The organism is Streptomyces sp. NPDC028289 (assembly GCF_055565975.1).
Genome location: NZ_JBVHTI010000004.1, coordinates 306,950 through 331,780, shown reverse-complemented (window position 1 = coordinate 331,780; position 24,831 = coordinate 306,950). Strand labels below are relative to the sequence as shown.

The following is a 24,831-nucleotide window of genomic DNA, read 5'->3' as shown; positions in this document are numbered from 1 at the left end:
GCGGGCCGCAGACGGATCCTTGACCCCCGGTTCGGCCTCCGCGATGCTGTGTTGCGAAACACGAGATGCGTGCCGTATTGGGCAACGTCTCGCCGCCTCTGTCAGTCGAGGAGTGGCCATGTCTCAGCAGGTCCGTGCCGTCGTCGCGCGGAGCAAGGGCGCCCCTGTCAGCCTGGAGACCATCGTCGTGCCCGACCCCGGTCCGGGCGAGGCGCTGGTCAGGGTCGAGGCCTGCGGGGTCTGCCACACCGATCTGCACTACCGCGAGGGCGGGATCAGCGACGAGTTCCCCTTCCTGCTGGGGCACGAGGCGGCGGGGGTCGTCGAGGCGGTCGGCGACGGCGTCACCGACGTGGCGCCCGGTGACTTCGTGATCCTCAACTGGCGTGCGGTGTGCGGGGCCTGCCGGGCCTGTCTGCGCGGGCGGCCCTGGTACTGCTTCAACACCCACAACGCGAAGCAGAGGATGACCCTCGCCTCGACCGGCCAGGAACTCTCGCCCGCCCTGGGGATCGGCGCCTTCGCCGAGAAGACGCTGGTGGCGGCCGGACAGTGCACCAAGGTCGACCGGCGCGCGTCGGCGGCGGCCGCCGGGCTGCTGGGCTGCGGCGTGATGGCGGGCATCGGCGCCGCCCTCAACACCGGCCACGTCGGACGCGGCGACAGCGTCGCCGTGATCGGCTGCGGAGGTGTCGGCGCCGCGGCCGTCCTCGGCTCGAACCTGGCCGGCGCGGCGCGCGTCATCGCCGTGGACATCGACGACCGCAAGCTGGACACCGCACGCAGGCTCGGCGCCACCCACACGGTCAACTCGAAGGAGACCGACGCCGTCGAGGCGGTGCGCGAACTGACCGGCGGCTTCGGCGCCGACGTCGTCATCGAGGCAGTCGGGCGCCCGGAGACCTACCGGCAGGCCTTCTACGCCCGCGACCTCGCCGGCACCGTCGTCCTGGTCGGCGTACCCACCCCCGAGATGAAGCTGGAACTGCCGCTCCTCGACGTCTTCGGCCGCGGTGGCGCCCTCAAGTCGTCCTGGTACGGCGACTGCCTGCCCTCCCGGGACTTCCCGATGCTGATCGACCTGTACCTGCAGGGCCGCCTCGACCTCGACGCCTTCGTCACCGAGACCATCGCCCTGGACGAGGTCGAGAAGGCGTTCGAGCGCATGCACCACGGTGACGTGCTGCGTTCGGTGGTGCTCCTGTGACGGACGGCCGCGGTCTCTGACCGCCCGCAGGCGCAGCGGCCCTGCCCCGGTGACGGCACCGGGGCAGGGCCGTACCCGCACCGCACAGGGGCCTGTTCGCCCTGCTCACGCCTGCTTTCGAGGGCGCTTCGGCGTGCCCGCGGGACCGCTGTCGGGGCCCGGGTAAACCGGCGCGTGAACTCCTTGACAACGCTTCGCGGCGGCCTCCAGACTGGCGTTGCGCTCATTGCAATCCGTTTCGCTATACGCACCGAGGTGTCATGATGATTCCCGCGTGCCGTCTCGCGGATCTGCCGCGAGGCGAGGCCCACCGGCTCGACATCGAACCGCCCGTCTCGGTGTTCCACACCGACGACGGCGAGCTCTTCGCCATCGACGACACCTGCACCCACCAGGACGCCTCGCTCGCCGACGGCTGGCTGGAGGGCTGCGAGGTGGAATGCCCCCTGCACGCCTCCAAGTTCGACCTGCGCACCGGCGCCGTGGACGCACCCCCGGCCAAGCTCCCGGTCCGCACCCACGAGGTCGTCGTGGAGGACGGAACGGTCTACGTCCGGCTCTCCGCCGACGCACCCAACCTGCCGCCGTGCGTCACCGCCCGCCTCGCCGGAGGCGCGGCGTGAGGACCGTCGCCGTGGTGGGCGCCTCGCTGGCCGGTCTGTCGGCCGCGCGCTCGCTGCGGCAGCGGGGATACGACGGCCGGCTGGTCGTCGTCGGCGACGAATCCCACCGCCCTTACGACAGGCCGCCGTTGTCCAAGGAGTTCCTGGCCGGCACCCTCGGCGAGGCGGACCTGGCACTGGAGCGCGACGACGAGGACCTCGGAGCGGAGTGGCTGCTCGGCTCCCGGGCCGTCGGCCTCGACCGCACCCGGCAGGCGATCCGTCTCGCCGGCGGCGGGGAGGTCCGCGCCGACGGCGTGGTCCTCGCCACCGGCGCCGCCGCCCGCACCCTGCCCGGCACCGAGGGTCTCGCCGGCGTCCACACGCTGCGCACCCTCGACGACGCCCGGGCGCTGCGGGACGACCTGGCCCGGGGCGGCCGCCTGGTGGTGATCGGCGGCGGGTTCGTCGGCGCCGAGGTCGCCTCCACCGCCTACGCCCTCGGCCTCGACGTCACCGTGATCGAGGCGGCCTCGACCCCGCTGGCCGGACCGCTCGGCGAGGACATGGGCGCCGTCGTCTCCGCGCTCCACGCCGACCACGGAGTACGGCTGCTGTGCGGAGTGGGGGTCAAGGGGCTGAGCGGCGAGCGCCGGGTGGAGGGCGTGCTGCTCGAGGACGGCCGCAGCGTGCCCGCCGACACCGTCGTCGTCGGGGTCGGGGCGCGCCCCTCGGTCGACTGGCTGGCGGGCTCCGGCATCGCGCTCGACAACGGCGTGAAGTGCGGCGCCGACGGCCGCACCAGCGTGGCCGGGGTGGTCGCCGTCGGCGACTGCGCCAACTGGTACGACCCGCACACCGGCGCCCACCGCAGGATCGAGCACTGGACGGGTGCGCTGGAACGGCCGGACACCGCCGTCGCCACGCTGCTCGCCCACGGCGCCCGGGAACCGGGGGCGCCCAGGCCGCCGTACTTCTGGTCCGACCAGTACGGCGTGAAGATCCAGTTCGTCGGTCACGCCGCCGGGGCCGACAGTGTGACGGTCGAGGCGGGCTCGACCGACGACCGCAGCTTCCTCGCCGTGTACCGGCGGGCGGGCCGGCAGGTCGCCGTGCTCGGGATGAACCAGCCGCGGCTGTTCACCCGTGCGCGCAAGCAGTTCGGCACCGCCGCGTCCTGACCCGGCGCCCGCGCCACCCCACCGATCCACGACGTCCTCCGAGGAGTGCACCGTGACCTCGACCAGCCTGCCGGACAGCCTGATCGCCACCCTCCCCGGCTCCGCCTACACCGATCCCGGGATCTTCGCCCAGGAGCAGGAGCGCATCTTCGAGACGATGTGGTTCTGCGTCGCCCGCGCCGCCGACCTGCCGAAACCCGGCGCGTTCCGCACGGTCGACGTGGGCCGCGAGTCCATCCTCGTCACCCGGGCCCGGGACCACTCGATCCGCGCCTACTTCAACGTCTGCCGGCACCGCGGCGCCAAGCTCTGCACGGAGGAGACGGGCGAGGTCAGGCGGGCGTTCCAGTGCCCGTACCACGCCTGGACCTACGACCTGGACGGCAGGCTGGTGGCGGCCCCCAACCTCACCAAGATGCCCGACGTCGGCCGCACCGAGTACGGCCTGGTGGGCGTCGCCGTCCGGGAGTGGCTCGGCTATGTGTGGGTCTGCCTCGCGGAGAACCCGCCGTCCTTCGAGGAGGACGTGATCGGGGCGGCCGTCGAGCGGCTGGGCGACGTCGAGTCGATCGAGCGCTACGGCATCGAGGACCTTTCGGTCGGCAGGCGGATCGTCTACGACGTCAAGGCCAACTGGAAGCTCATCATCGAGAACTTCATGGAGTGCTACCACTGCGCCACCATCCACCCCGAACTCACCGAGGTGCTGCCCGAGTTCGCCGACGGATACGCGGCCCAGTACTACGTCGGCCACGGCGCCGAGTTCGGTGCGGAGGTCCAGGGCTTCACCGTCGACGGCTCCGAGGGACTCGACCGCATTCCGGGGGTGTCGGCGGACCAGGACCGGCGGTACTACGCGATCACCGTCAAACCGCAGGTGTTCATCAACCTGGTGCCGGACCATGTGATCTTCCACCGCATGTACCCGGTGGCCGTCGACCGCACAATCGTCGAGTGCGACTGGCTCTACCTCCCGCACGTCGTCGAGAGCGGCAAGGACGTCAGCCGGTCCGTGGAGCTCTTCGACCGGGTCAACCGCCAGGACTTCGAGGCCTGCGAGCGCACGCAGCCCGGCATGAGCTCACGGCTGTACGCGAAGGGCGGGGTGCTGGTGCCCAGCGAGCACCACATCGGCGCCTTCCACGACTGGGTCCACGAACGGCTCGGCACCCGGCAGCCGGAGTGACGCCCGTGGCCCGCGCGCGAGGGGCGGACGCGGGCCGCACGGCGTGCTGCGGGGGCTCAGCCCAGGTACCCCATGCGGTGGCTGATCTCCTCCGCGCCCTTGACCAGCACCGGGGCCAGCTCGTGCATGCGCTCCTCGGTGAACCGGTAGGACGGCCCGGACGCGCTGATCGACGCGATGACCACCCCGTCCCGGTCGCGGATCGGCGCGGCCATCGCGTGCAGCCCGATCTCCAGCTCCTCCAGCGTCCAGGCGTAACCGCGCTCCCGGGCCTCGGCGAGGTTCTTCTCCAGCTTCGCCTTCGAGGAGATGGTGTGCGGGGTGAGCTTCTTCAGACCCCCGTCCGCGATCAGCGCGGCGCGCTCCGCGGCGGGCCGGTGGGCGAGCATGATCTTGCCGCTGGAGGTGGCGTGCAGCGGGGTCAGCTGGCCGACCCAGTTGTGCGCGGTGACGGCGGCCGTGCCGCGCACCTGGTAGAGGTTGATCGCGTAGTGCTCCTGCATCACCGCGATGTTGACCGTCTCGCCGATCTCGTCGGCCAGCCGCTCGCACACCGCCCGGCCCTGCTGGGTGACGTCGATGCGTCCCGTCACGGCACCTGCCAGGCGTACGATGCCGAAGCCGAGCGAGTACTTGCCCCGCTCGCCCGACTGCTCCACGAGACCGCGCGCCTCCAGGGCGCCGAGCAGACGGAACGCGGTCGACTTGTGAACATCGATCTCGGCGGCCACCTCGCTGACCCCCGCCTCGCCGCGCTGGGCCAGGATCTCCAGGACGCTGATGGCGCGGTCGACGGACTGCACGCCACCAGAAGATGAGCCGTTCGTTTCGGTATCCGGACTGAAGTTGCTCATAGCGAAACTATACGCGCAGTAAACAACGCTCTCCAAGTAACGCGATGTGAACAAAGATCTTACAAGTTGCGTTGTTCGCAACCTGGTGCGTATAGCGATACCCGTACTAGCATGCCGCGCAATCGACGGCGCGAGTGAGACGAGGCACCATGGCTCCCTTGCAGTACGACTTCGTCATCGTCGGCGGCGGCTCGGCCGGCAGCGCACTGGCGAACCGGCTCTCCGCCGACCCGGGCAACCGGGTGCTGGTGCTGGAGGCAGGCCGCCCCGACTACCCGTGGGACGTCTTCATCCACATGCCGGCGGCGTTGACGTACCCCATCGGCAGCCGGTTCTACGACTGGAAGTACGAGTCCGAGCCCGAGCCCCACATGGGCGGCCGCCGCATCTACCACGCCCGCGGCAAGGTGCTCGGCGGCTCCAGCAGCATCAACGGCATGATCTTCCAGCGCGGCAACCCCATGGACTACGAGCGCTGGGCCGCCGACGCCGGGATGGAGAGCTGGGACTACGCGCACTGCCTGCCGTACTTCCGCCGGATGGAGAACTGCCTCGCCGCCGACCCGGACGACGAGTTCCGCGGCCACGACGGCCCCCTGGTCCTGGAACGCGGCCCCGCCACCAACCCCTTGTTCTCCGCCTTCCTCCAGGCCACCGAGGAGGCCGGGTACGCGCCGACCGACGACGTCAACGGCTACCGGCAGGAGGGCTTCGCCAAGTTCGACCGCAACGTCCACCGCGGCCGGCGCCTGTCGGCGTCCAAGGCGTACCTCAAACCCGCTCGGAAGCGCCCCAACCTCACCGTGAAGACCCGCGCCCTGGTCACCCGCGTCCTCTTCGAGGGCAAGAAGGCGGTCGGCGTCGAGTTCCAGCGCGGCAAGGGCGCCCTCCAGCAGGTCCGGGCCAAGGAGGTCATCCTCTGCGGCGGCGCGATCAACTCCCCGCAGCTGCTCCAGCTCTCCGGCATCGGAAACGCGGAGGAACTCGCCGCCCTCGGCATCGACGTCGTCCACGACCTGCCCGGCGTCGGCGAGAACCTCCAGGACCACCTTGAGGTGTACATCCAGTACGCCTGCAAGCAGCCCGTCTCCGTCCAGCCGTACCTCGCCAAGTGGCGGGCCCCCTTCATCGGCCTCCAGTGGCTCTTCCGCAAGGGGCCGGCCGCGACGAACCACTTCGAGGCCGGCGGCTTCTGCCGCAGCAACGACGACGTGGACTACCCCAACCTGATGTTCCACTTCCTGCCCATCGCGGTCCGCTACGACGGCTCGGTGCCGGCCGGCGGTCACGGCTACCAGGTCCACGTCGGCCCCATGTACTCCGACGCCCTCGGCTCGGTGAAGATCAGGAGCAGGGACCCGCGCGAACACCCGGCTCTGCGCTTCAACTACCTCTCCACCGAGCAGGACCGCCGCGAGTGGGTCGAGGCGGTCAGGGTCGCCCGCAACCTCCTCGACCAGCCCGCCCTCGCCCCCTACAACGACGGGGAGATCTCACCCGGCCCGTCCGTGGCGACCGACGAGGAGATCCTCGACTGGGTCGCCAAGGACGGTGAGACCGCCCTGCACCCGTCCTGCACCTGCAAGATGGGCACCGACGAGATGTCGGTCGTCGACCCGGCGAGCATGCGGGTGCACGGCGTGGAGGGCCTGCGGGTGGTGGACGCCTCGGTGATGCCGTACGTCACCAACGGCAACATCTACGCCCCGGTGATGATGATCGCCGAGAAGGCGGCCGACCTCATCCTCGGCAAGGAGCCCCTGCCGCCCTCCAAGGCCGTGTACTACCGGCTCCGCGACGCCCAGAAGCAGGCCGGGTAGCCCGCCATGGGCGCCGAGGCGCTGCGGGCGCTGCTCGCCCGTGTCCGCTACGAGGTGCTGCCCGCCCGGGCGGCCGAGGACAAGGTCCTCGCCCATGTGCCCCGCGACGTCGTGGTCGCGGTCACGGCGTCGCCGGTCAAGGGCCTGGAACCGACCCTCGACCTCACCGAGCGGCTCACGGCGCACGGCTACCGGGTCGTCCCGCACGTCCCGGCACGGCTGCTGCGTGACGACACCCACCTGAAGGACGTCACCGAGCGGCTGCGCGCGGCGGGCGTCGACGACCTCTTCGTCCCGGCGGGCGACGCCGATCCGCCCGCCGGGACCTACGAGGGAGCGCTGCCGGTGCTGCGCCGTCTGACCGAACTGGGCAGACCCTTCGGGGAAACCGGGATCACCGGCTACCCGGAGAGCCATCCCCTCATCCATGACGACCTCACCATCCAGGCGATGTGGGACAAGCGGGCGCACGCCACCTACATCGTCAGCAACCTCTGCTTCGACGCGCGCGTGCTCGCCGACTGGCTCACCCGGATCCGGCGACGGGACGTCACCCTGCCCGTGTACCTCGGCGTCGCCGGGCCCGTCCAGCGGGCCAAGCTGCTGTCCATGGCGACGAAGATCGGGGTGGGGGAGTCGACCCGCTTCCTCACCGGACACGCCTCCTGGTTCCTGCGTTTCGCCACACCCGGCGGATACCACCCGGAGCGGTTGCTCACCCGCGGCGGGGCGGCGTTCACCGCGCCGTCGGCGGGCGTGGCGGGCCTCCATCTGTTCACCTTCAACCAGGTCGCCGAGACGGAGCGGTGGCGCCGCGCGCTGCTGGACCGGCTGGGCGGCTGACCCACCCCCGGGGGTCGCGTTTTCGCGGCCGAATCGGGATACGCGGAGCCCTTGACGGGTGTCAGTACATTCGGTCAGGGTGTTCCACCAAAAGCAATCCAATGCACAATGCGCAACGAATTCGGGCTCGAAGGGCGCGGCCGTGGCAGATCTTTATGTGGATGGGAAATGGCGCGCGGCGATGGCCGGCGGCCACCGCGAGATCCGCTGTCCGGCGGACGGCACCCTCGTCGCGACGGTCGCCGAGGCGACCCGCCCCGACACGGAGGCCGCGATCGCCGCCGCCCGCCGCGCGTTCGACGAGGGTCCCTGGCCGCACACCCCCGAGCGCGAGCGCGGCGCCCTGCTCCTGCGCACCGCCGACATCATCGAGCGCGACGCCAAGGAGTTCGCCCGCGCCGAGTCCCTGGACACCGGCAAGCGCCTGGTGGAGAGCGAGTACGACATCGCCGACGTCGTCTCCTGCCTCCGCTACTACGGCGGCATCGCCGGCACCAGCGCAGGACGGGTGATCGACACCGGCCGCGACGACGCGCTCAGCCGGGTCAGCTACGAACCCGTCGGCGTCTGCGGACTGATCACCCCCTGGAACTACCCGCTGCTGCAGGCCAGTTGGAAGGTCGCGCCCGCCCTGGTCGCGGGCAACACGTTCGTCCTGAAGCCCAGCGAGCTGACCCCCTCCACCGCGATCCTGCTGCTGAAGGCGCTGGAGGAGGCGGGACTCCCGCCCGGTGTCGGCAACCTCGTGCTCGGCGCGGGGCCCGAGGCCGGCGCCGCGCTCGCCGAGGACTCCGCCGTCGACATGGTGTCCTTCACCGGCGGCCTGGAGACCGGCAAGCGGATCATGGCCACCGCTGCGGCGACCGTGAAGAAGGTCGCCCTCGAACTCGGCGGCAAGAACCCCAACGTGGTCTTCGCGGACGCCGACTTCGACACGGCCGTCGACTTCGCGCTCACCGCCGTCTTCCTGCACTCGGGGCAGGTCTGCTCGGCCGGGGCGCGGCTGATCGTCGAGGACTCGATCCACGACGCCTTCGTCGACGAGGTCGTCCGCCGGGCCCGCCTCATCCGGCTCGGCGGCCCCTTCGACCCCGAGGCCGAGACCGGCGCGCTGATCTCCGCGCGGCACCGCGAGAAGGTCGAGGCGTACGTCGCCGCGGGCCTCGCCGAGGGCGCCGTACTGCGCTGCGGCGGCACGCGCCCCGACGACCCCGCGCTCGCGAACGGCTTCTACTACCCGCCCACCGTCCTCGACGAGTGCCGCCAGGACATGCGCGTGGTGCACGAGGAGTCCTTCGGCCCCGTGCTCACCGTGGAGCGCTTCCACGACGAGGACGACGCCGTCCGCATCGCCAACGACACGGAGTACGGCCTCGCCGGAGCCGTCTGGACGCAGGACGCGGGCAAGGCCCAGCGGGTCGCCCGCAGGCTGCGCCACGGCACCGTGTGGATCAACGACTACCACCCCTATGTGCCGCAGGCGGAATGGGGTGGCTTCGGGCACTCGGGCGTGGGCCGCGAGCTGGGACCGACCGGCCTGGACGAGTACCGAGAGCCCAAGCACGTCTGGCAGAACATCCAACCCCGGCCGCAGCACTGGTTCCGCGGCTGACGCCGAAGAGAGGTCCCCACCATGCCCCCAGCCCAGACCGAGGCGTCGCAGCGGCGCGACACGTCCGAGGAACCCCGGGACCGCACCCCGGTCATCTCCGTGCGCCGGCTGTGGAAGGTGTTCGGGCCCAAGGCCGACGAGGTGCCGGGCTCCGAGGAGCTCTGCGGGCTCACCCGCCGCGAGCTGATGGACCGCACCGGCTGCACCGCCGCCGTGCGGGACGTCGACTTCGAGGTGTCGCCCGGCGAGGTCTTCGTCGTCATGGGCCTGTCCGGTTCCGGCAAGTCCACCCTGGTGCGATGTCTGACCCGGCTGATCGAACCCACCGCCGGCGAGATCGTCTTCGAGGGCGAGGACATCCGGGACGCCGACCCCCGGCGGCTGCGGGAGCTGCGGCGCAGCAAGTTCTCCATGGTCTTCCAGCACTTCGGGCTGCTGCCGCACCGCAAGGTCGTGGACAACGTGGCGTTCGGCCTGGAGATCCGGGGCATGGGCAAGGCCGACCGCATGAAACGCGCGATGGAGACCGTCGAGCTGGTCGGCCTCGCCGGCTACGAGAACTCCTACCCCGACCAGCTCTCCGGCGGTATGCAGCAGCGCGTGGGCCTGGCCAGGGCGCTGGCCGGCGACCCCGACGTCCTCTTCTTCGACGAACCGTTCTCCGCGCTCGACCCGCTGATCCGGCGCGACATGCAGAGCGAGGTCATCCGGCTGCACCACGAGGTCGGCAAGACGATGGTGTTCATCACCCACGACCTCTCCGAGGCGCTCAAGCTCGGCGACCGCATCCTGATCATGCGGGACGGCAAGATGGTCCAGTGCGGCACCGGCGACGAACTCGTCGGGGCCCCGGCGGACGACTATGTACGGGACTTCGTCAAGGACGTGCCGCGCGGCGACGTCCTCACCCTGCGCTGGATCATGCGGCCCGCCGAGCCCGACGACGCCCTGGACGGACCCGAGCTGGGCCCGGACGTCGTCGTACGCGAGGCGACCCGGGCGGTGCTCGCCGCCGACAAGCCGGTCAAGGTCGTCGAGAACGGCAAGCTGCTCGGCATCGTCGGCGACGAGGAGATCCTCGCGGTCGTCGCCGGGCAGGAGGGCGGCGCCTGATGGCCGCCGTCGCCGACGCGACCGCGCCGGTCGCGACGATACGCAAGAAGGTCAGCCGCCCGATGGTGGTGGCGGCGATCCTGGTCGTCTGGCTGGTGCTCTTCGCCGCGTTCCGGGGCCGGCAGACGCTGACCCTGGCCGCCGCCGACCTCACCGGGCTGCACCGCTGGCTGAACGACGTCAACGACAGCATCGGCGCCAACCGGAACTCCAACCCGGTCTTCCTGTACTTCTTCAACGAGATCCGGCTGGTCATCGACAACCTGGTCACCTTCGTCCAGTCGCTGATCTCCCAGCCCACCGACGGCCGCCCGGTCCCGCAGATCGGCTGGCTCGGCGTCGTCGGACTCGTCGGGTACGTCTCCTGGGCGGTGGGCAACTGGCGGGTCGCCCTGCTGGCCGTCGCCGGGTTCACCTTCTTCGGGCTCCAGGGCCTGTGGCAGGAGAGCATGGACACCCTGGCGCTGACCCTGTCGGCGGTCCTGGTGGCGCTGCTCATCGGCATCCCGCTCGGGGTCTGGGCGGGGCTCTCCGACCGGTTCAACCGGATCATGACGCCCTTCCTGGACTTCATGCAGACGATGCCGACCTTCGTCTACCTCGCCCCGCTGACCCTGATCTTCCTCATCGGCGGCGCCTCCGCCGTCATCACCACCGTGATCTACGCGGCCCCGCCCGCCATCCGCATCACCGCGCACGCCATCCGCTCCGTCCCCGAGACCACGGTGGAGGCCGCCGACTCGCTCGGCACCACCCGCACCCAGCAACTGGTGAAGGTGCTGCTCCCGATGTCGAAGCGCACCGTCGTCATGGGCGTCAACCAGACCATCATGGCCGCCCTGGCCATGGTCACCATCGCCGCCCTGATCGACGCGCCCGGCCTCGGCAAGACCGTCGTCCAGGCCCTCCAGTCCCTCGACGTCGGCACCGCCTTCAACGCCGGCCTCGCCATCGTCGTCATGGCCATCGTGCTCGACCGGGTCACTACCGCGGCCGCCGCCCGCACCGAGACCCGCCGCACGGACGGGCGGTTCCTCAAGTGGCGCCGTCCGCTGCTCGGAGCGGGCGGGGTCGCCGCCGTCGTCCTGGCCTACCTCTCCCACACCTACGTCTGGGCGGCCGAGTTCCCCGGCGACGGCACCGTGGGCAGCCACATCGCGAGCGCGGCCGACACCGCGACCACCTGGATGCAGGACCACCTCTCGGGCCTCACCAACGCCCTGCGGGACGCCCTCACCAACGGCCTGCTCAACCCCTTCCAGACCCTGCTCACCGACTCTCCGTGGTGGCTGGTCGGCGCCGTCCTGGTCGGGCTCGGCGCGGTCCTCGGCGGCTGGCGGGCCGGGGTGACGGCGGCCGTGTGCGTCGGGCTGCTGGTCGGCACGGGCCTGTGGTCGGACAGCATGACCACCCTCGCCTCCACCGCCGTGGCCACCGTCCTGGTGATGCTGGTCGGCGTGGTCTTCGGCGTGTGGATGGGCCGCAGCATGCTGGTGGACCGGCTGATCCGGCCCACCCTGGACGCGGCACAGGTCATGCCGCCGTTCGTCTATCTCGTACCGTTCCTGGCGCTCTTCGGCGCCACCCGCTTCACGGCGATCGTCGCGGCCGTCGTCTACGCGGCACCCGTCGCCGTCAAGATCATCGCGGACGGGGTGCGGAACGTGTCCGCGCCCACCGTGGAAGCGGCCACCTCGGCCGGGTGCAACACCTGGCAGATCATCACCAAGGTCCAGCTGCCGATGGCACGCAGCGCCCTGACCCTCGCGACCAACCAGGGCCTGATCTACGTGCTGTCGATGGTTGTGGTGGGCGGCCTGGTAGGGGCCGGCGCCCTCGGCTACGACGTCGTGGCCGGTTTCTCGCAGGGCGAGCTGTACGGCAAGGGGCTGGCGGCGGGGCTCGCCATCGTACTGCTCGGAGTCATGTTCGACCGGATCACTCAGGCTGCGGCACGACGCACCAGGGCATAAGGAGCTCGACACCATGGCACAACACTGGCGAGCCGGCGCGGCCGGCCTGGCCGTCCTCGGCCTCACCCTCACCGCCTGCGGCGGGGCGAAGGTCGGGGACAGCAGTTCCGCCGGCTCGACGTCCTCGGGCGGCAAGTGCGGCACCTTCAACCTGGCCGTCAACCCCTGGGTGGGCTACGAGGCGGACGCGGCGGTCGTCGCGTACGTCGCGCAGCACGACCTCGGCTGTACGGTCAACAAGAAGGACCTGAAGGAGGAGATCGCCTGGCAGGGCTTCGGGACCGGCGAGGTCGACGCCGTCCTGGAGAACTGGGGCCACGACGATCTGAAGAAGAAGTACATCACCGGGCAGAAGACGGCCGTCGAGGCCGGCTCCACCGGCAACAAGGGCATCATCGGCTGGTACGTGCCGCCGTGGCTGGCCAAGGCGCACCCCGACATCACGAACTGGGAGAACCTCAACAAGTACGCGGCCCAGTTCAAGACCTCCGAGTCCGGCGGCAAGGGCCAGCTGCTCGACGGCGACCCGTCGTACGTCACCAACGACGCCGCACTGGTGAAGAACCTGAAGCTGGACTTCAAGGTGGTGTACGCGGGCAGCGAGACCGCGCTCATCCAGGCCTTCAGAACGGCCGAGAAGAACAAGCAGTGGCTGATCGGCTACTTCTACGAACCGCAGTGGTTCCTGTCCGAGGTGCCGCTGGTCAAGGTGGACCTGCCCAAGTACACGACGGGCTGCGACGCCGACGCGGCGAAGGTGGCCTGCGACTATCCCGTCTACGACCTGGACAAGATCGTCAGCGCGAGCTTCGCCAAGTCGGGCAGCCCGGCGTACGACCTGGTGAAGAAGTTCAACTGGACCAACGACGACCAGAACACCGTGGCCAAGTACATCGCGGTGGACAAGATGTCGGACGACGCGGCGGCGAAGAAGTGGGTCGACGCCAACCCCGACAAGGTGAAGGCCTGGCTGAAGTAGCGAGGGCCGTCAAAAGGGTCGTTCCGGGACGCCCGGCGGGCGGTGCGCAGCTGTGCGCGCCGCCCGCCGGGCGTTGCCGTTTTCCGGCCGTCGTGAGGGCCGCCGCCGGGGCTGCTCCCGGTGCTGTTCCGCGGGCTGTTCCGCAGGGTCGCCACCCCCTTGACACCCCTCGTCGAGGGGGGCACATTGAGTTGCGCAGCCTGAATCACGTTGCGCACAAAGCAACTGCACCGGTCTCAAGTTCGGAGGTTGGGCGATGGCGGGACCCCGAGTGGTCATCATCGGAGCGGGTGTCGTGGGGGCGGCCCTCGCGGACGAGATCTCCGCACGCGGCTGGACCGAGGTGACCGTGGTCGACCAGGGCCCCCTCCCGGCCACCGGCGGCTCCTCCTCACACGCTCCCGGCCTGGTCTTCCAGACGAACCCCTCGAAGACCATGACGGAGCTGGCCCGCTACACCGTCGAGAAGTTCTGCTCCCTCGACGTCGACGGCAAGCCCTGCTTCCTCCAGGTCGGCGGCCTCGAAGTGGCCACCACCCCCGAGCGCCTCACCGAACTCCACCGCCGGCACGGCTGGATCACGTCCTGGGGCATCGAGGCGCGGCTCCTCACCCCCGAGGAGTGCGTCGAGCAGCACCCGCTGGTCAACCCCGACCGGGTCCTCGGCGGCCTCCTCGTCCCCACCGACGGCCTCGCCAAGGCCGTCCTCGCCGTCGAGGCCCAGATCCGCCGGGCCACCGAACGCGGCGTCCGCTTCCTCGCCCGCCACGAGGTCCTCGACGTCCGCCAGAGCGAAGGCGCCGTCACCGCGGTGGTGACCGACCAGGGCGAGATCCCCGCCGACATCGTCGTCTGCTGCGCCGGCATCTGGGGCCCGAAGATCGCCCGCATGGTCGGCATGAACCTGCCCCTCACGCCGCTCGCCCACCAACTCGCCTGGACCGGCCCCGTCCCCGCCCTGGCCGGCCAGACCGAGGAGGCCGTCCGCCCGATCCTGCGCCACCAGGACGCCGACCTCTACTACCGGGACCGCTTCGACACCATCGGCATCGGCTACTACGGCCACCGCCCGATGCCGGTCTCCGCCGACGACATCCTCTCCGTCGACGAGGCCGACCAGATGCCGTCTGTCCTGAAGTTCACCGAGGAGGACTTCGAGGACGCCTGGACCGAGACCCGGTCCCTCCTCCCCGCAACCCGCGAGGCCAAGGTCGAGGAGGGCATCAACGGCCTGTTCTCCTTCACCACCGACGGCTACCCGCTGCTCGGCGAGTCCCCGGACGTCAAGGGCTTCTGGGTCGCCGAGGCCGTCTGGGTCACCCACTCCGCCGGCGTCGGCCGCGCGGTCGCCGAATGGCTGGTCGACGGCCACTGCTCGTCCTTCGACCTCCACGAGTGCGACGTCAACCGCTTCGAGCCCCACCAGCTCGCCCCGGAGTACGTCCTGGCCCGCGACTGCCAGAACTTCGTCGAGGTCTACGACATCCTCCACCCCCTCCAGCCGTCCGGGAAACCGCGCCCGATCCGCACCAGCCCCTTCCACGCCCGCCAGCGGGAACACGGCGCGTTCTTCCTGGAGGCGAACGGCTGGGAGCGCCCCCAGTGGTACGAGGCCAACGCGGGCCTTCTCGAAGACCGTTCGATCCCCACCCCCAACGACTGGGCCGCCCGCTACTGGTCGCCGATCGTCGGCGCCGAGGCCCAGGTCACCCGCGAGACCGTCGCGATGTACGACATGACCGCGCTCAAGCGCCTGGAGGTCAGTGGCCCCGGCGCCGCCGACTTCCTGGAGGGCCTGGTCACCGGCAAGGTCGCCAAGTCCGTCGGCTCGGTGACGTACACGCTGCTCCTCGACCACGACGGCGGCATCCGCAGCGACATCACGGTCGCCCGCCTCGCCCGCGACCTCTTCCAGGTCGGCGCCAACGGCAACCTCGACCTCGACTGGTTCACCCGCCACCTCCCTGCCTGGGGGCACCGCCCAGCGGTAGCTGGGGGAGGCAGGGTCCAGGTCCGCGACATCACCCCCGGCACCTGCTGCATCGGCCTGTGGGGCCCCCTCGCCCGCGAGGTCCTCCAGCCGCTCACCGACGAGGACTTCTCCAACGAGGGCCTCAAGTACTTCCGCGCCAAGCGCGCCTACATCGGTTCGGTGCCGGTCACGGCGATGCGGCTGTCGTACGTCGGCGAACTCGGCTGGGAGCTGTACACCACCGCCGACCAGGGGCAGAAGCTCTGGGACACCCTCTGGCAGGCGGCCGAGCCCCTCGGCGGGATCATCGCCGGCCGCGGCGCTTTCAACAGCCTCCGGCTGGAGAAGGGCTACCGCTCCTTCGGCACCGACATGACCTACGAGCACGACCCCTACGAGGCCGGCGTCGGCTTCGCGGTCAGGCTCGACAAGGGCGACTTCGTCGGAAAGACCGCGCTGGAGCGGCGCAAGGCGGATGTGCGGCGCCGGCTGAGCTGCCTCACCGTCGACGACCCGCGGGCGGTCGTGATGGGCAAGGAGCCGGTGTACGACGGTGAGCGTGCGGTGGGTTACGTGACCAGCGCGGCGTACGGCTACACGATCGGCAAGGGGATCGCTTACGCGTGGTTGCCGGTGGAGCTGGCGGTGCCCGGGACCGGCGTGCAGATCGGGTACTTCGACCAGCGCGTGGACGCGGTGGTGGCCGAGGAGCCGTTGTTCGACCCGGGGATGAGTCGTCTCCGTGGGTGACGGATCCGGGTGGCGTCGTTGTTCGACTGCGGGCTCGTCGTGGCTGGTCGCGCCCATGCGGCGGTAGCCGCATATCAGTACAGCCCCGCGCCCCTTACGGGGCGCCTCGCCAAGGTCGTTGAAAGGATCGCGGAACCCGTATGAACGCGCTCAACATGCCCCTGGCCGAGCTGGACCCCGAGGTCCATGCCGCGCTCCGTGCCGAGCTGGAGCGGCAGCAGTCCACCCTGGAGATGATCGCCTCCGAGAACTTCGCGCCCGTCGCCGTGATGGAGGCGCAGGGTTCGGTCGCCACGAACAAGTACGCCGAGGGCTATCCCGGCCGCCGCTACTACGGGGGCTGCGAACACGTGGACGTCACCGAGCGGTTGGCGATCGAACGGGTCAAGTCGCTCTTCGGGGCGGGGTTCGCCAACGTGCAGCCGCACTCGGGAGCCCAGGCCAACACCGCCGTCTTCTTCGCGCTGCTCCAGCCCGGCGACACGATCCTCGGCCTCGACCTCGCGCACGGCGGCCACCTCACCCACGGCATGCGCCTCAACTACAGCGGCAAGATGCTCAACGGCGTGCCCTACCACGTCTCCGAGACCGACAACCTCGTGGACCTGGACGAGGTGGAGCGACTCGCCAAGGAACACCGCCCGAAGATGATCATCGCGGGCTGGTCGGCGTACCCGAGGCAGCTCGACTTCGCGGCCTTCCGGCGGATCGCCGACGAGGTGGGCGCCCTGCTCATGGTCGACATGGCGCACTTCGCGGGCCTGGTGGCGGCGGGGCTGCACCCGAGCCCCGTCCCGCACGCCCACGTGGTCACCACGACCACGCACAAGACCCTCGGCGGCCCCCGCGGCGGAGTCGTCCTCACCAACGACGCCGACCTCGCCAAGAAGATCAACTCGGCGGTGTTCCCGGGGATGCAGGGCGGCCCGCTGGAGCACGTCATCGCGGCGAAGGCCGTCTCCTTCAAGGTCGCCGCGTCACCCGAGTTCGCCGAACGTCAGGCTCGCACCCTGGCCGGGGCCCGCATCCTCGCCGAGCGCCTGACCCGCCCCGACGCGGCCGCGGCCGGTGTGCAGGTGCTGACCGGCGGCACGGACGTCCACCTCGTCCTGGTCGATCTGCGGGAGTCCCCGCTCGACGGCCGCCAGGCGGAGGACCTCCTCCACGAGATCGGCATCACCGTCAACCGAAACGCCGTCCCTTTCGACCCGCGGCCGCCGATGGTCACCTCCGGCCTGCGCATCGGCACCCCCGCACTGGCCACCAGGGGCTTCAGGGCGGAGGACTTCGCCGAGGTGGCCGACGTCATCGCGCTCGCCCTCCAGCCCGAGCCGGACATCGCCGCCCTGCGCGCCCGCACCGAGGCGCTCGCTGCCGAACACCCGCTCTACCCGCACCTCTCGCACGACGGAGCCGTCCGATGAGCCCCCGCACCCGCCCCCTACGCCCTGCGGGCGTGGGGGGACCCCCAGGCGCCGACCTCCCCGACCACCCGGAGTTCCTCTGGCGCACACCCGAACCCAGGCGGTCGTACGACGTCGTCATCGTCGGCGGCGGCGGGCACGGCCTCGCCACCGCCCACTACCTGGCCAAGAACCACGGCATCACCAACGTGGCCGTCCTGGAGAAGGGCTGGCTCGCGGGCGGGAACATGGCCCGCAACACCACGATCATCCGCTCCAACTACCTGTGGGACGAGAGCGCCGGCATCTACGAACACGCGCTGAAACTCTGGGAGGGACTGGAGGAGGAACTCGACTACCCGATCCTCTTCTCCCAGCGCGGCGTCCTGAACCTCGCCCACAGCCTCCAGGACGTTCGCGACAGCGTCCGCCGGGTCGAGGCCAACCGCCTCAACGGCGTCGACGCCGAGTGGCTCGACGCCGACGGGGTCAAAGAGGTCTGCCCGATCGTCAACACCTCACCCGACGTGCGCTACCCGGTCCTCGGCGGCACCTACCAGCCCCGCGCCGGCATCGCCAAGCACGACTACGTCGCCTGGGGCTTCGCCCGCTCCGCGGACGCGGCCGGCATCGACATCATCCAGAACTGCGAGGTCACCGGGCTGGACGTGGTGGGCGGCCGGGTCGTCGGCGTGCAGACGACCCTCGGCCCGATCGCGGCAGGCAAGGTGGCCCTCTGCTCGGCCGGCCACACCTCGGTCCTGGCCGCCATGGCGGGCATCGAACTCCCCCTCCAGAGCCACCCGCTCCAGGCCCTGGTCTCCGAACTCCTGGAGCCCGTCCACCCCACCGTCGTCATGTCCAACGCGGTGCACGTGTACGTCAGCCAGGCGCACAAGGGCGAGCTGGTGATGGGCGCCGGCATCGACGCGTACAACTCCTACACGCAGCGCGGCGCGTTCCACATCATCGAGGAGCAGATGGCGGCGGCCCTCGAACTCTTCCCGGTCTTCGCGCGCGCCCACGTGCTGCGCACCTGGGGCGGCATCGTCGACGTCAGCCCCGACGCGTCGCCCATCGTCGGCCTCACCCCGGTGGACAACCTGTACCTCAACTGCGGCTGGGGAACCGGCGGTTTCAAGGCCACGCCAGGCGTCGGCTGGGTCTACGCCCACACCATCGCCCACGACAGCCCTCACCACCTCAACGCCCCCTTCTCGCTCGACCGTTTCACCACCGGCGCGCTCGTCGACGAGCACGGCGCGGCCGCGGTGGCCCACTAGGGAGCCCAACCATGCTGCTCATCCCCTGCCCGTGGTGCGGGCCCCGCGACGAGACCGAGTTCCACTACGGCGGCCAGGCCCACGTCCCCTACCCCGAGGACCCGGCCTCCCTCACCGACGAGCAGTGGGCCCGCTACCTCTTCTTCCGCACCAACCCGAAGGGCCCGTTCGCGGAGCGCTGGAGCCACGCGGCAGGCTGCCGGCGTTGGTTCAACGCGGTCCGCGACACGTCGACGAACGAGATCCTGACGGTGTACAGGACGGGTGAGCCGCGTCCGACACCATCAGCCCGTCAGGCGGGGCCTTCGCAGCCGACTCCGCCCCTCCCAGCCCGTCCGGCGTTTGAGGACGAGGCCGTTCAGGCCGAAGGGGGGCCTGGGGGCGCAGCCCCCAGCGGGGTCGAAGGGGCGGCGCCCCTTCAGGACGGGACGGGCAGGGGCGGCGGGGGCGACCACCCCTACCGCACCCCCACCGGCGGCCGAATCGACCGCACCACCCCCCTCACCTTCACCTTCGACGGCACCCGGTACCAGGGCTACCGAGGCGACACCCTCGCCTCCGCCCTCCTCGCCAACGGCATCATCCAAGCCGCCACCAGCATCAAGCTCGGCCGCCCCCGCGGCATCTTCTCCGCAGGCGTCGAAGAACCCAACGCGGTCGTCCAGATCGAGGCCCCGTTCCCCGAGCCGATGCTCCCCGCCACCACCGTCGAACTCCACGACGGCCTGGTCGCGACCAGCCTCCCCGGTCAGGGCCGCCTCGCCACCACCCCCGACCCGGCCCGCTACGACGCCGTACACGCCCACTGCGACCTGCTGATCGTCGGCGCCGGCCCGGCCGGCCTCGCCGCGGCGGCGGCCGCGGCCACCACCGGCGCCCGCGTCATCCTCGCCGACGACCAGCCCGAGCCCGGCGGCAGCCTGCTCGGCACCGGCGAGCACCTCGACTGGGTCGCGGCCACCCGAGCCCGCCTCGAAGCCGCCCCCGAGGTGCGCGTCCTGCCCCGCACCACCGTCTTCGGCCACTACGACGACAACCATCTCCTCGCCGTGGAGCGCCGCACCGCCCACCTCGGCGCCGACGCCCCGCCGCACGTCTCCCGTGAACGCGTCTGGCGGATCCGCGCCCGGCACGTCGTCCTCGCCACCGGCGCCCACGAACGCTCCCTCGCCTTCGGCGACAACGACCGCCCCGGCGTGATGCTGGCGACCTCGGCCCGTACCTACCTGAACCGGTACGCCGTGCTCCCCGGCCGGCATGCCGTCGTCCTCACCACCAACGACAGCGCCTACGCGGCCGCCCTCGACCTCGCGGCGGCCGGAGTCGGCATCGCCGCGATCGTCGACACCCGGCCCGAACCGGGCCAGTGGGCCGAGCGGGCCCGCTCCGCCGGGATCGAGGTGCTGCCCGGCCACGCGGTCACCGGCACGGCGGGCAGCGAGCGTCTCACCGCCGTGACCGTCGCGCCGTACGAAGGCACCGGCGCCCAGCGGGAGTTCGCCGCCGACCTCCTCCTCGTCTCCGGCGGCTGGAACCCCGTTGCCCACCTGTTCAGCCAGGCGGGCGGCAGGCTCCGCCACGACGAGGCACTCGGCACGTTCGTGCCCGACAGCTGCCGTCAGGCGGTGGAGGCCGTGGGCGCCGCGAACGGGGCGTTCGACCTCGCCACGGCCCTCGTACAGGGCGCCGCGGCCGGCACCCGCGCGGTGGAGGCGGAGGGCTACACCGCCGAGACCCCCGCCCTCCCCGCCGTGGCCCCACAGCCGTACACCCCGCCCATGGCGGTCTTCACCGTCCCCGGCGAGGCCCCCCGCTTCGTGGACCTCCAGCGCGACGTCACCGTGGCCGACCTGACCCGCGCGACCGGCGCGGGCCTGCGCTCGGTGGAGCACACCAAGCGCTACACCACGGCCGGCACCGCCAACGACCAGGGCAAGACCGGTGGCCTCCTGGCGAGCGGAGTCGTCGCCGAACTCCTCGGCGTCGACGTCTCGGCGCTCGGCCTGCCCACCTTCCGGCCGCCGTACACCCCCGTCTCCTTCGCCGCCCTCGCCGGGCGCGACCGGGGCGCGCTGCACGACCCGGTCCGCACCACCGCCCTGCACCGCTGGCACGTCGAGCACGGCGCGCTCTTCGAGAACGTCGGTCAGTGGAAGCGGCCCTGGTACTACCCGCAGGACGGCGAGGACATGGAGACCGCCGTGCTCCGCGAGTGCCGTGCCGCCCGTGAGGGCGTGGCCTTCATGGACGCCTCCACGCTCGGCAAGATCGACGTCCAGGGCCCGGACGCCGGGCGCTTCCTGGACCTGCTCTACACGAACATGATGAGCACCCTGAAGGTCGGCATGATCCGCTACGGCGTGATGTGCCGCCCGGACGGCATGGTGTTCGACGACGGCACGGTCATCCGGCTCGCCCCCGACCGGTTCCTGGTCACCACCACGACCGGCAACGCGGCGGCCGTCCTGGACTGGATGGAGGAGTGGCTGCAGACCGAGTGGCCCGACCTGCGCGTGCACTGCACCTCGGTCACCGAGCACTGGGCGACCGTCGCCCTGGTCGGCCCCCGGTCCCGCGCCGTCCTCGGCTCGCTCGCGCCCGGACTGGCCGTGTCCAACGACGACTTCCCGTTCATGGCCTGGCGCGAGACCACCGTCGCCGGCATCGACGCCCGCGTGTGCCGGATCAGCTTCTCCGGCGAACTCGCCTACGAGATCAACGTGTCGCCGTGGCACGCGGTCGCGCTCTGGGAGGCGCTGTACGAGGCGGGCGCCCCCTACGGCATCACCCCGTACGGCACCGAGACCATGCACGTGCTGCGGGCCGAGAAGGGCTACCCGATCGTCGGCCAGGACACCGACGGCACCGTCACCCCGCAGGATCTCGGCATGGGCTGGGCGGTCTCGAAGAAGAAGCCCGACTTCATCGGCAAGCGCTCCTACGCGCGTGCCGACACCGTCCGGCCCGACCGCAAGCAGCTCGTCGCCCTGCTCGCCGACGACCCTGCCGCCTTCCTCCCGGAGGGCACGCACCTGGTCGCCGACAGCGAACTGCCCGCCCCGCCCGTGCCGATGCTCGGCCACGTCACCTCCAGTTACCGCAGCGCCGCACTCGGCCGGACCTTCGCCCTCGCCCTGGTCAAGAGCGGCCGGGACCGCATCGGTGAACGCCTCTACGCCCCCGTCGGCGGACAGCTCCTGCCGGTGACCGTCGCAAGCCCCGTCCTCTACGACCCCGAGGGAGCCCGCCGCGATGGCTGACACCGCCCCGACCGCATCCCGGCGCAGCCCCCTGGCCGACGCCGCACCCCGGCTGGCCGCCGTGACCCGCTCCTCCAAGGGCGCGGTCCGCCTCGCCGAACTCCCGTTCCTGGCCCAGGTGAACGTCCGCCTCGACGCCAAGAGCCCGGTGGCGGACGCCGTCGCACTGGCCCTGGGACTGCAGCTGCCTCTGGAACCCGACACCGTGGTGCACGCGGGGGAGACGACCGCGGTCTGGCTCGGCCCCGACGAATGGCTGGTGGTGGGCCTGCCCGGCACCGAGCGGGACCTGGAGAGCCGGATCCGTACGGCAGCCGGGTACGAACCGGGCGCCGTGACCGTCACGGACGTCTCCGCCCAGCGCACCGCCCTCCTCGTCGGTGGCCCGCGCGCCCGCGACCTGCTCGCCCACGGCTGCGCCCTGGACCTGCACCCCCGGGCCTTCGGCCCCGGCCGCTGCGCCCAGACCACGCTGGCCCGCACCCAGGTCGTCCTGGTCGCACGGGACGAGACCAGGGCCGGCTTCTGGGTACTGGTGCGTTCCTCCTTCGCCGGCTACCTGGTGGACTGGCTGCTGGACGCGGCCGTGGAATACGTGTGAGGCACCGCGAAGGGCGGGCCGGCACCCCACCGGGGTGCCGGCCCGCCCTTCGCGGTGTCAGCGGAAGACGACCGTGCAGCGGCCGTTGACCAGCACCCGGCTCTCACTGTGCCAGCGCACGGCGCGGGCGAGCACCTGGGCCTCGACGTCGCGGCCCAGCGCGACCAGCTCGTCCGGGGCGTGCGCGTGGCTCACCCGGACGACGTCCTGCTCGATGATCGGGCCCTCGTCCAGGTCGGGCGTCACGTAGTGCGCCGTGGCGCCCACCAGCTTGACGCCGCGCTGGTGCGCCTGGACGTAGGGCCGGGCCCCCTTGAAGCTCGGCAGGAAGGAATGGTGGATGTTGATGGCCCGGCCGTCGAGCTGCTTGCACAGGTCGTCGGAGAGGATCTGCATGTACCGGGCGAGCACCACCAGGTCGACGTCCAGCTCGCCGACGAGCCGCAGCAGCCGGGCCTCCGCCTCCGCCTTGGTGTCGGGTGTCACCGGGATGTGGTGGAAGGGTATGCCGTAGGTCCGGGCCAGCGGCTCGAAGTCGCGGTGGTTGGAGACGATCGCCGGGATCTCGATGTTGAGCGCGCCCGTGGACCGGCGGAACAGCAGGTCGTTCAGGCAGTGGCCGAACTTCGACACCATGATGAGGGTGCGGGTCGGGGTCGACGCGTCGGTCAGCCGCCAGGTGAAGCGGTGCTCCTCGGCGACCGGGGCGAAACCGGTGCGCAGATCCTCCAGGGAGACGGCCTTGTCCGGGACGTCGAAGTGCACCCGCATGAAGAAGCGGTCCTGGAGCCGGTCGTCGAACTGCTGGCTCTCCAGGATGTTGCCGCCGTGGCCGACCAGAAAGCCGGTGACGGCGTGGACCAGACCGGCCCGGTCGGGACAGGACAGGGTGAGGACGAACTCGCGGCCGGGCTGCGGTCGAGGAGACATGACATCCTCCTGATGCGCATTGCGCAACGACATGAGTGATACGCAACATGGTCCAGCCAAGGGGGTCGACGGGTCAAGAGGCTGCGTTCTACTTGGCGCACCACTCTGTACGATGCGCAACTCGCGTGCGAGTCGGTCCCGTCAACGGCCGCCGGGGCGGGACCGCTCCGCGAGTCCCTTCAGGTGCGCCGTGCGCGACTCGCCCGTCTGCCCCTGGACCAGCAGGAACAGCCCCTCCCTGGCCAGCCGTTGGGCGCGGTGGTCCAGGGACATCGCCCGGCCGCCGCCCGTCACCACCGCCGCGGTCGTGGCCGTACGCATCAGCGTGAACGCCTCCGCCCGCAGCGCCAGCCGCTCCTCCGCGTGCTCGTCCGGCACCGGATGGTCGGCCAGCGCGTAGGCCCGGCGGCGGATCTCCGCCAGGCGGCCGCGCAGGCCGGCCGTGAACTCCTCGTCCACCAGCGCCAGCGCCGCCTCCGCGATGCCGAAGACCGCCGGGTTGGTGTTGCGGGTCTTCGGGCGGTCCGCCGCCGCCCACCGCGCGAACGGCGTCCGGAGCGCGACCGCCTCCTCCGGGACCAGCAGGCCGTCCAGGTCCAGCGACACCGTCCGGGACGCGGTGAGCGCCGCCAGGCGCATCGGCTCCGACGGCCGCAGGCCCGGCTGCTCCCGTGCCTCCACGAAGGCGAACAGGGCCTCGTCGTCCTCGGTCACCCCGGCCAGCAGCAGCACGTCGTTCAGGCCCCAGCCGGTGTACCAGGGCACGGTGCCGGAGAAGAGCCATGCGCCCGCCTCCCGACGGACCCGCACGGGAACCCGCGGGTAGGACCGCAGATGCGCGTACGCCACCCCCGACAGCAGCTCACCGCGGGCCAACGGGCCCAGCAGGCGCTCCCGCACCGGCAGATCGGACCTGGTCAGGGTCAGCACCGGAGTGTGGTGCTGCGTCTGCACGAACCAGGTCGAGCAGCACGCCCCGGCCAGGATCTCCGCCGTCTCCCGCACCACGGCCGCGGGCGCCGCCGAGCCGCCGTACGCCACCGGGGCGTTCACCCCCAGCAGGCCCGATCGCTTGACCGCCTCGATGTGGCTCGCGGGGACGCCCTCCTGGTCGACGTGCTCGGCGGCGGGGGAGAGGAGGCCGTCGGCGAGTTCCCGGGCGCGGGCGACGAGCGGATGCGCGGCGATGGTCATAGGGAAGATTCTTTCGGTTACCCGGAGTGCGGTGTCGATCCGGGGGCCCGCCGTTCGTGTAGAAGGCG

The 24,831-nt window shown here is 71.3% G+C and carries 18 protein-coding genes; 15 read left to right on the top strand and 3 right to left on the bottom strand.

The window, feature by feature from the left end:
• Positions 1-118 precede the first annotated feature (118 nt).
• From ACZ4UV_RS21475 to ACZ4UV_RS21460, 4 genes are all read left to right on the top strand, one after another.
• Positions 119-1,207, top strand: coding sequence for an S-(hydroxymethyl)mycothiol dehydrogenase (locus ACZ4UV_RS21475; RefSeq protein WP_451020551.1), 1,089 nt, complete (start codon positions 119-121; stop codon positions 1,205-1,207).
• Positions 1,208-1,467: 260 nt separating this feature from the next.
• The gene (locus tag ACZ4UV_RS21470; protein WP_451020550.1) at positions 1,468-1,830 is read left to right on the top strand and encodes a bifunctional 3-phenylpropionate/cinnamic acid dioxygenase ferredoxin subunit; all 363 of its coding nucleotides are present in this window, start codon (positions 1,468-1,470) and stop codon (positions 1,828-1,830) included.
• Positions 1,827-2,990 carry an NAD(P)/FAD-dependent oxidoreductase gene (locus ACZ4UV_RS21465; protein ID WP_467839830.1) on the top strand — a complete coding sequence of 388 codons (1,164 nt, stop codon included), beginning with the start codon at positions 1,827-1,829 and terminating at the stop codon, positions 2,988-2,990. Before ACZ4UV_RS21470 ends, ACZ4UV_RS21465 begins: the two co-directional genes overlap by 4 nt.
• 52 nt (positions 2,991-3,042) lie before the next feature.
• The gene (locus ACZ4UV_RS21460) at positions 3,043-4,176 is read left to right on the top strand and encodes an aromatic ring-hydroxylating oxygenase subunit alpha (protein WP_351485428.1); all 1,134 of its coding nucleotides are present in this window, start codon (positions 3,043-3,045) and stop codon (positions 4,174-4,176) included.
• Between the two features lie 56 nt (positions 4,177-4,232).
• Here ACZ4UV_RS21460 and ACZ4UV_RS21455 read toward each other — a convergent pair whose 3' ends face one another.
• A complete protein-coding gene (locus tag ACZ4UV_RS21455; protein WP_451021943.1) occupies positions 4,233-5,030 on the bottom strand; it encodes an IclR family transcriptional regulator in 798 nt (265 codons plus the stop codon).
• Positions 5,031-5,179: 149 nt separating this feature from the next.
• Between ACZ4UV_RS21455 and betA the strand changes: the two genes are divergently transcribed.
• The 11 genes from betA to ACZ4UV_RS21400 all read left to right on the top strand — a co-directional run bounded on the left by betA (position 5,180) and on the right by ACZ4UV_RS21400 (position 22,639).
• Entirely contained in the window at positions 5,180-6,850 is a 1,671-nt protein-coding gene (betA, locus tag ACZ4UV_RS21450) for a choline dehydrogenase (protein WP_451021942.1), read from the top strand.
• A gap of 6 nt (positions 6,851-6,856) precedes the next feature.
• Positions 6,857-7,693, top strand: a complete 837-nt coding sequence (locus ACZ4UV_RS21445; protein ID WP_467839825.1) for a methylenetetrahydrofolate reductase — start codon at positions 6,857-6,859, stop codon at positions 7,691-7,693.
• Positions 7,694-7,835: 142 nt separating this feature from the next.
• Positions 7,836-9,305, top strand: a complete 1,470-nt coding sequence (locus ACZ4UV_RS21440) for an aldehyde dehydrogenase family protein (protein ID WP_467839821.1) — start codon at positions 7,836-7,838, stop codon at positions 9,303-9,305.
• Between the two features lie 21 nt (positions 9,306-9,326).
• On the top strand, positions 9,327-10,418 hold the full coding sequence (locus tag ACZ4UV_RS21435; RefSeq protein ID WP_451019934.1) for a quaternary amine ABC transporter ATP-binding protein: 1,092 nt from the start codon (positions 9,327-9,329) through the stop codon (positions 10,416-10,418).
• On the top strand, positions 10,418-12,391 hold the full coding sequence (locus tag ACZ4UV_RS21430; RefSeq protein ID WP_451019939.1) for an ABC transporter permease: 1,974 nt from the start codon (positions 10,418-10,420) through the stop codon (positions 12,389-12,391). The genes ACZ4UV_RS21435 and ACZ4UV_RS21430 overlap by 1 nt, the downstream gene beginning before the upstream one ends.
• A 13-nt stretch (positions 12,392-12,404) precedes the next feature.
• Positions 12,405-13,370 carry an ABC transporter substrate-binding protein gene (locus tag ACZ4UV_RS21425; protein ID WP_451019933.1) on the top strand — a complete coding sequence of 322 codons (966 nt, stop codon included), beginning with the start codon at positions 12,405-12,407 and terminating at the stop codon, positions 13,368-13,370.
• A gap of 256 nt (positions 13,371-13,626) precedes the next feature.
• Positions 13,627-16,092 carry a GcvT family protein gene (locus tag ACZ4UV_RS21420; protein WP_451019932.1) on the top strand — a complete coding sequence of 822 codons (2,466 nt, stop codon included), beginning with the start codon at positions 13,627-13,629 and terminating at the stop codon, positions 16,090-16,092.
• Positions 16,093-16,232: 140 nt separating this feature from the next.
• On the top strand, positions 16,233-17,516 hold the full coding sequence (glyA, locus tag ACZ4UV_RS21415) for a serine hydroxymethyltransferase (protein ID WP_467839815.1): 1,284 nt from the start codon (positions 16,233-16,235) through the stop codon (positions 17,514-17,516).
• Positions 17,517-17,548: 32 nt separating this feature from the next.
• Complete coding sequence (locus ACZ4UV_RS21410) at positions 17,549-18,778, top strand: sarcosine oxidase subunit beta family protein (protein ID WP_467839812.1); 1,230 nt, start codon at positions 17,549-17,551, stop codon at positions 18,776-18,778.
• Between the two features lie 11 nt (positions 18,779-18,789).
• Positions 18,790-22,038: a sarcosine oxidase subunit alpha family protein gene (locus tag ACZ4UV_RS21405; protein ID WP_467839809.1), complete on the top strand. Its 3,249-nt coding sequence runs from the start codon at positions 18,790-18,792 to the stop codon at positions 22,036-22,038.
• Positions 22,031-22,639 (top strand): sarcosine oxidase subunit gamma, encoded by a 609-nt coding sequence (locus ACZ4UV_RS21400; protein WP_467839807.1) that lies wholly within the window; start codon positions 22,031-22,033, stop codon positions 22,637-22,639. The genes ACZ4UV_RS21405 and ACZ4UV_RS21400 overlap by 8 nt, the downstream gene beginning before the upstream one ends.
• A gap of 57 nt (positions 22,640-22,696) precedes the next feature.
• Here ACZ4UV_RS21400 and purU read toward each other — a convergent pair whose 3' ends face one another.
• Positions 22,697-23,569: a formyltetrahydrofolate deformylase gene (gene purU / locus ACZ4UV_RS21395; RefSeq protein ID WP_467839804.1), complete on the bottom strand. Its 873-nt coding sequence runs from the start codon at positions 23,567-23,569 to the stop codon at positions 22,697-22,699.
• A 141-nt stretch (positions 23,570-23,710) separates the two neighbouring features.
• Entirely contained in the window at positions 23,711-24,763 is a 1,053-nt protein-coding gene (locus ACZ4UV_RS21390; RefSeq protein WP_451023218.1) for an acyl-CoA dehydrogenase family protein, read from the bottom strand.
• Positions 24,764-24,831 lie beyond the last annotated feature (68 nt).

Excerpts from the sequence above, each read along its gene's own strand:
- ACZ4UV_RS21475 (WP_451020551.1), top strand. The coding sequence starts at position 119 with ATGTCTCAGCAGGTCCGTGCCGTCGTCGCGCGGAGCAAGGGCGCCCCT.
- ACZ4UV_RS21470 (WP_451020550.1), top strand. The coding sequence starts at position 1,468 with ATGATGATTCCCGCGTGCCGTCTCGCGGATCTGCCGCGAGGCGAGGCC.
- ACZ4UV_RS21455 (WP_451021943.1), bottom strand. The coding sequence starts at position 5,030 with ATGAGCAACTTCAGTCCGGATACCGAAACGAACGGCTCATCTTCTGGT.
- betA (WP_451021942.1), top strand. The coding sequence starts at position 5,180 with ATGGCTCCCTTGCAGTACGACTTCGTCATCGTCGGCGGCGGCTCGGCC.
- ACZ4UV_RS21445 (WP_467839825.1), top strand. The coding sequence starts at position 6,857 with ATGGGCGCCGAGGCGCTGCGGGCGCTGCTCGCCCGTGTCCGCTACGAG.
- ACZ4UV_RS21435 (WP_451019934.1), top strand. The coding sequence starts at position 9,327 with ATGCCCCCAGCCCAGACCGAGGCGTCGCAGCGGCGCGACACGTCCGAG.
- ACZ4UV_RS21430 (WP_451019939.1), top strand. The coding sequence starts at position 10,418 with ATGGCCGCCGTCGCCGACGCGACCGCGCCGGTCGCGACGATACGCAAG.
- ACZ4UV_RS21425 (WP_451019933.1), top strand. The coding sequence starts at position 12,405 with ATGGCACAACACTGGCGAGCCGGCGCGGCCGGCCTGGCCGTCCTCGGC.
- ACZ4UV_RS21420 (WP_451019932.1), top strand. The coding sequence starts at position 13,627 with ATGGCGGGACCCCGAGTGGTCATCATCGGAGCGGGTGTCGTGGGGGCG.
- glyA (WP_467839815.1), top strand. The coding sequence starts at position 16,233 with ATGAACGCGCTCAACATGCCCCTGGCCGAGCTGGACCCCGAGGTCCAT.
- ACZ4UV_RS21405 (WP_467839809.1), top strand. The coding sequence starts at position 18,790 with ATGCTGCTCATCCCCTGCCCGTGGTGCGGGCCCCGCGACGAGACCGAG.
- ACZ4UV_RS21400 (WP_467839807.1), top strand. The coding sequence starts at position 22,031 with ATGGCTGACACCGCCCCGACCGCATCCCGGCGCAGCCCCCTGGCCGAC.
- purU (WP_467839804.1), bottom strand. The coding sequence starts at position 23,569 with ATGTCTCCTCGACCGCAGCCCGGCCGCGAGTTCGTCCTCACCCTGTCC.
- ACZ4UV_RS21390 (WP_451023218.1), bottom strand. The coding sequence starts at position 24,763 with ATGACCATCGCCGCGCATCCGCTCGTCGCCCGCGCCCGGGAACTCGCC.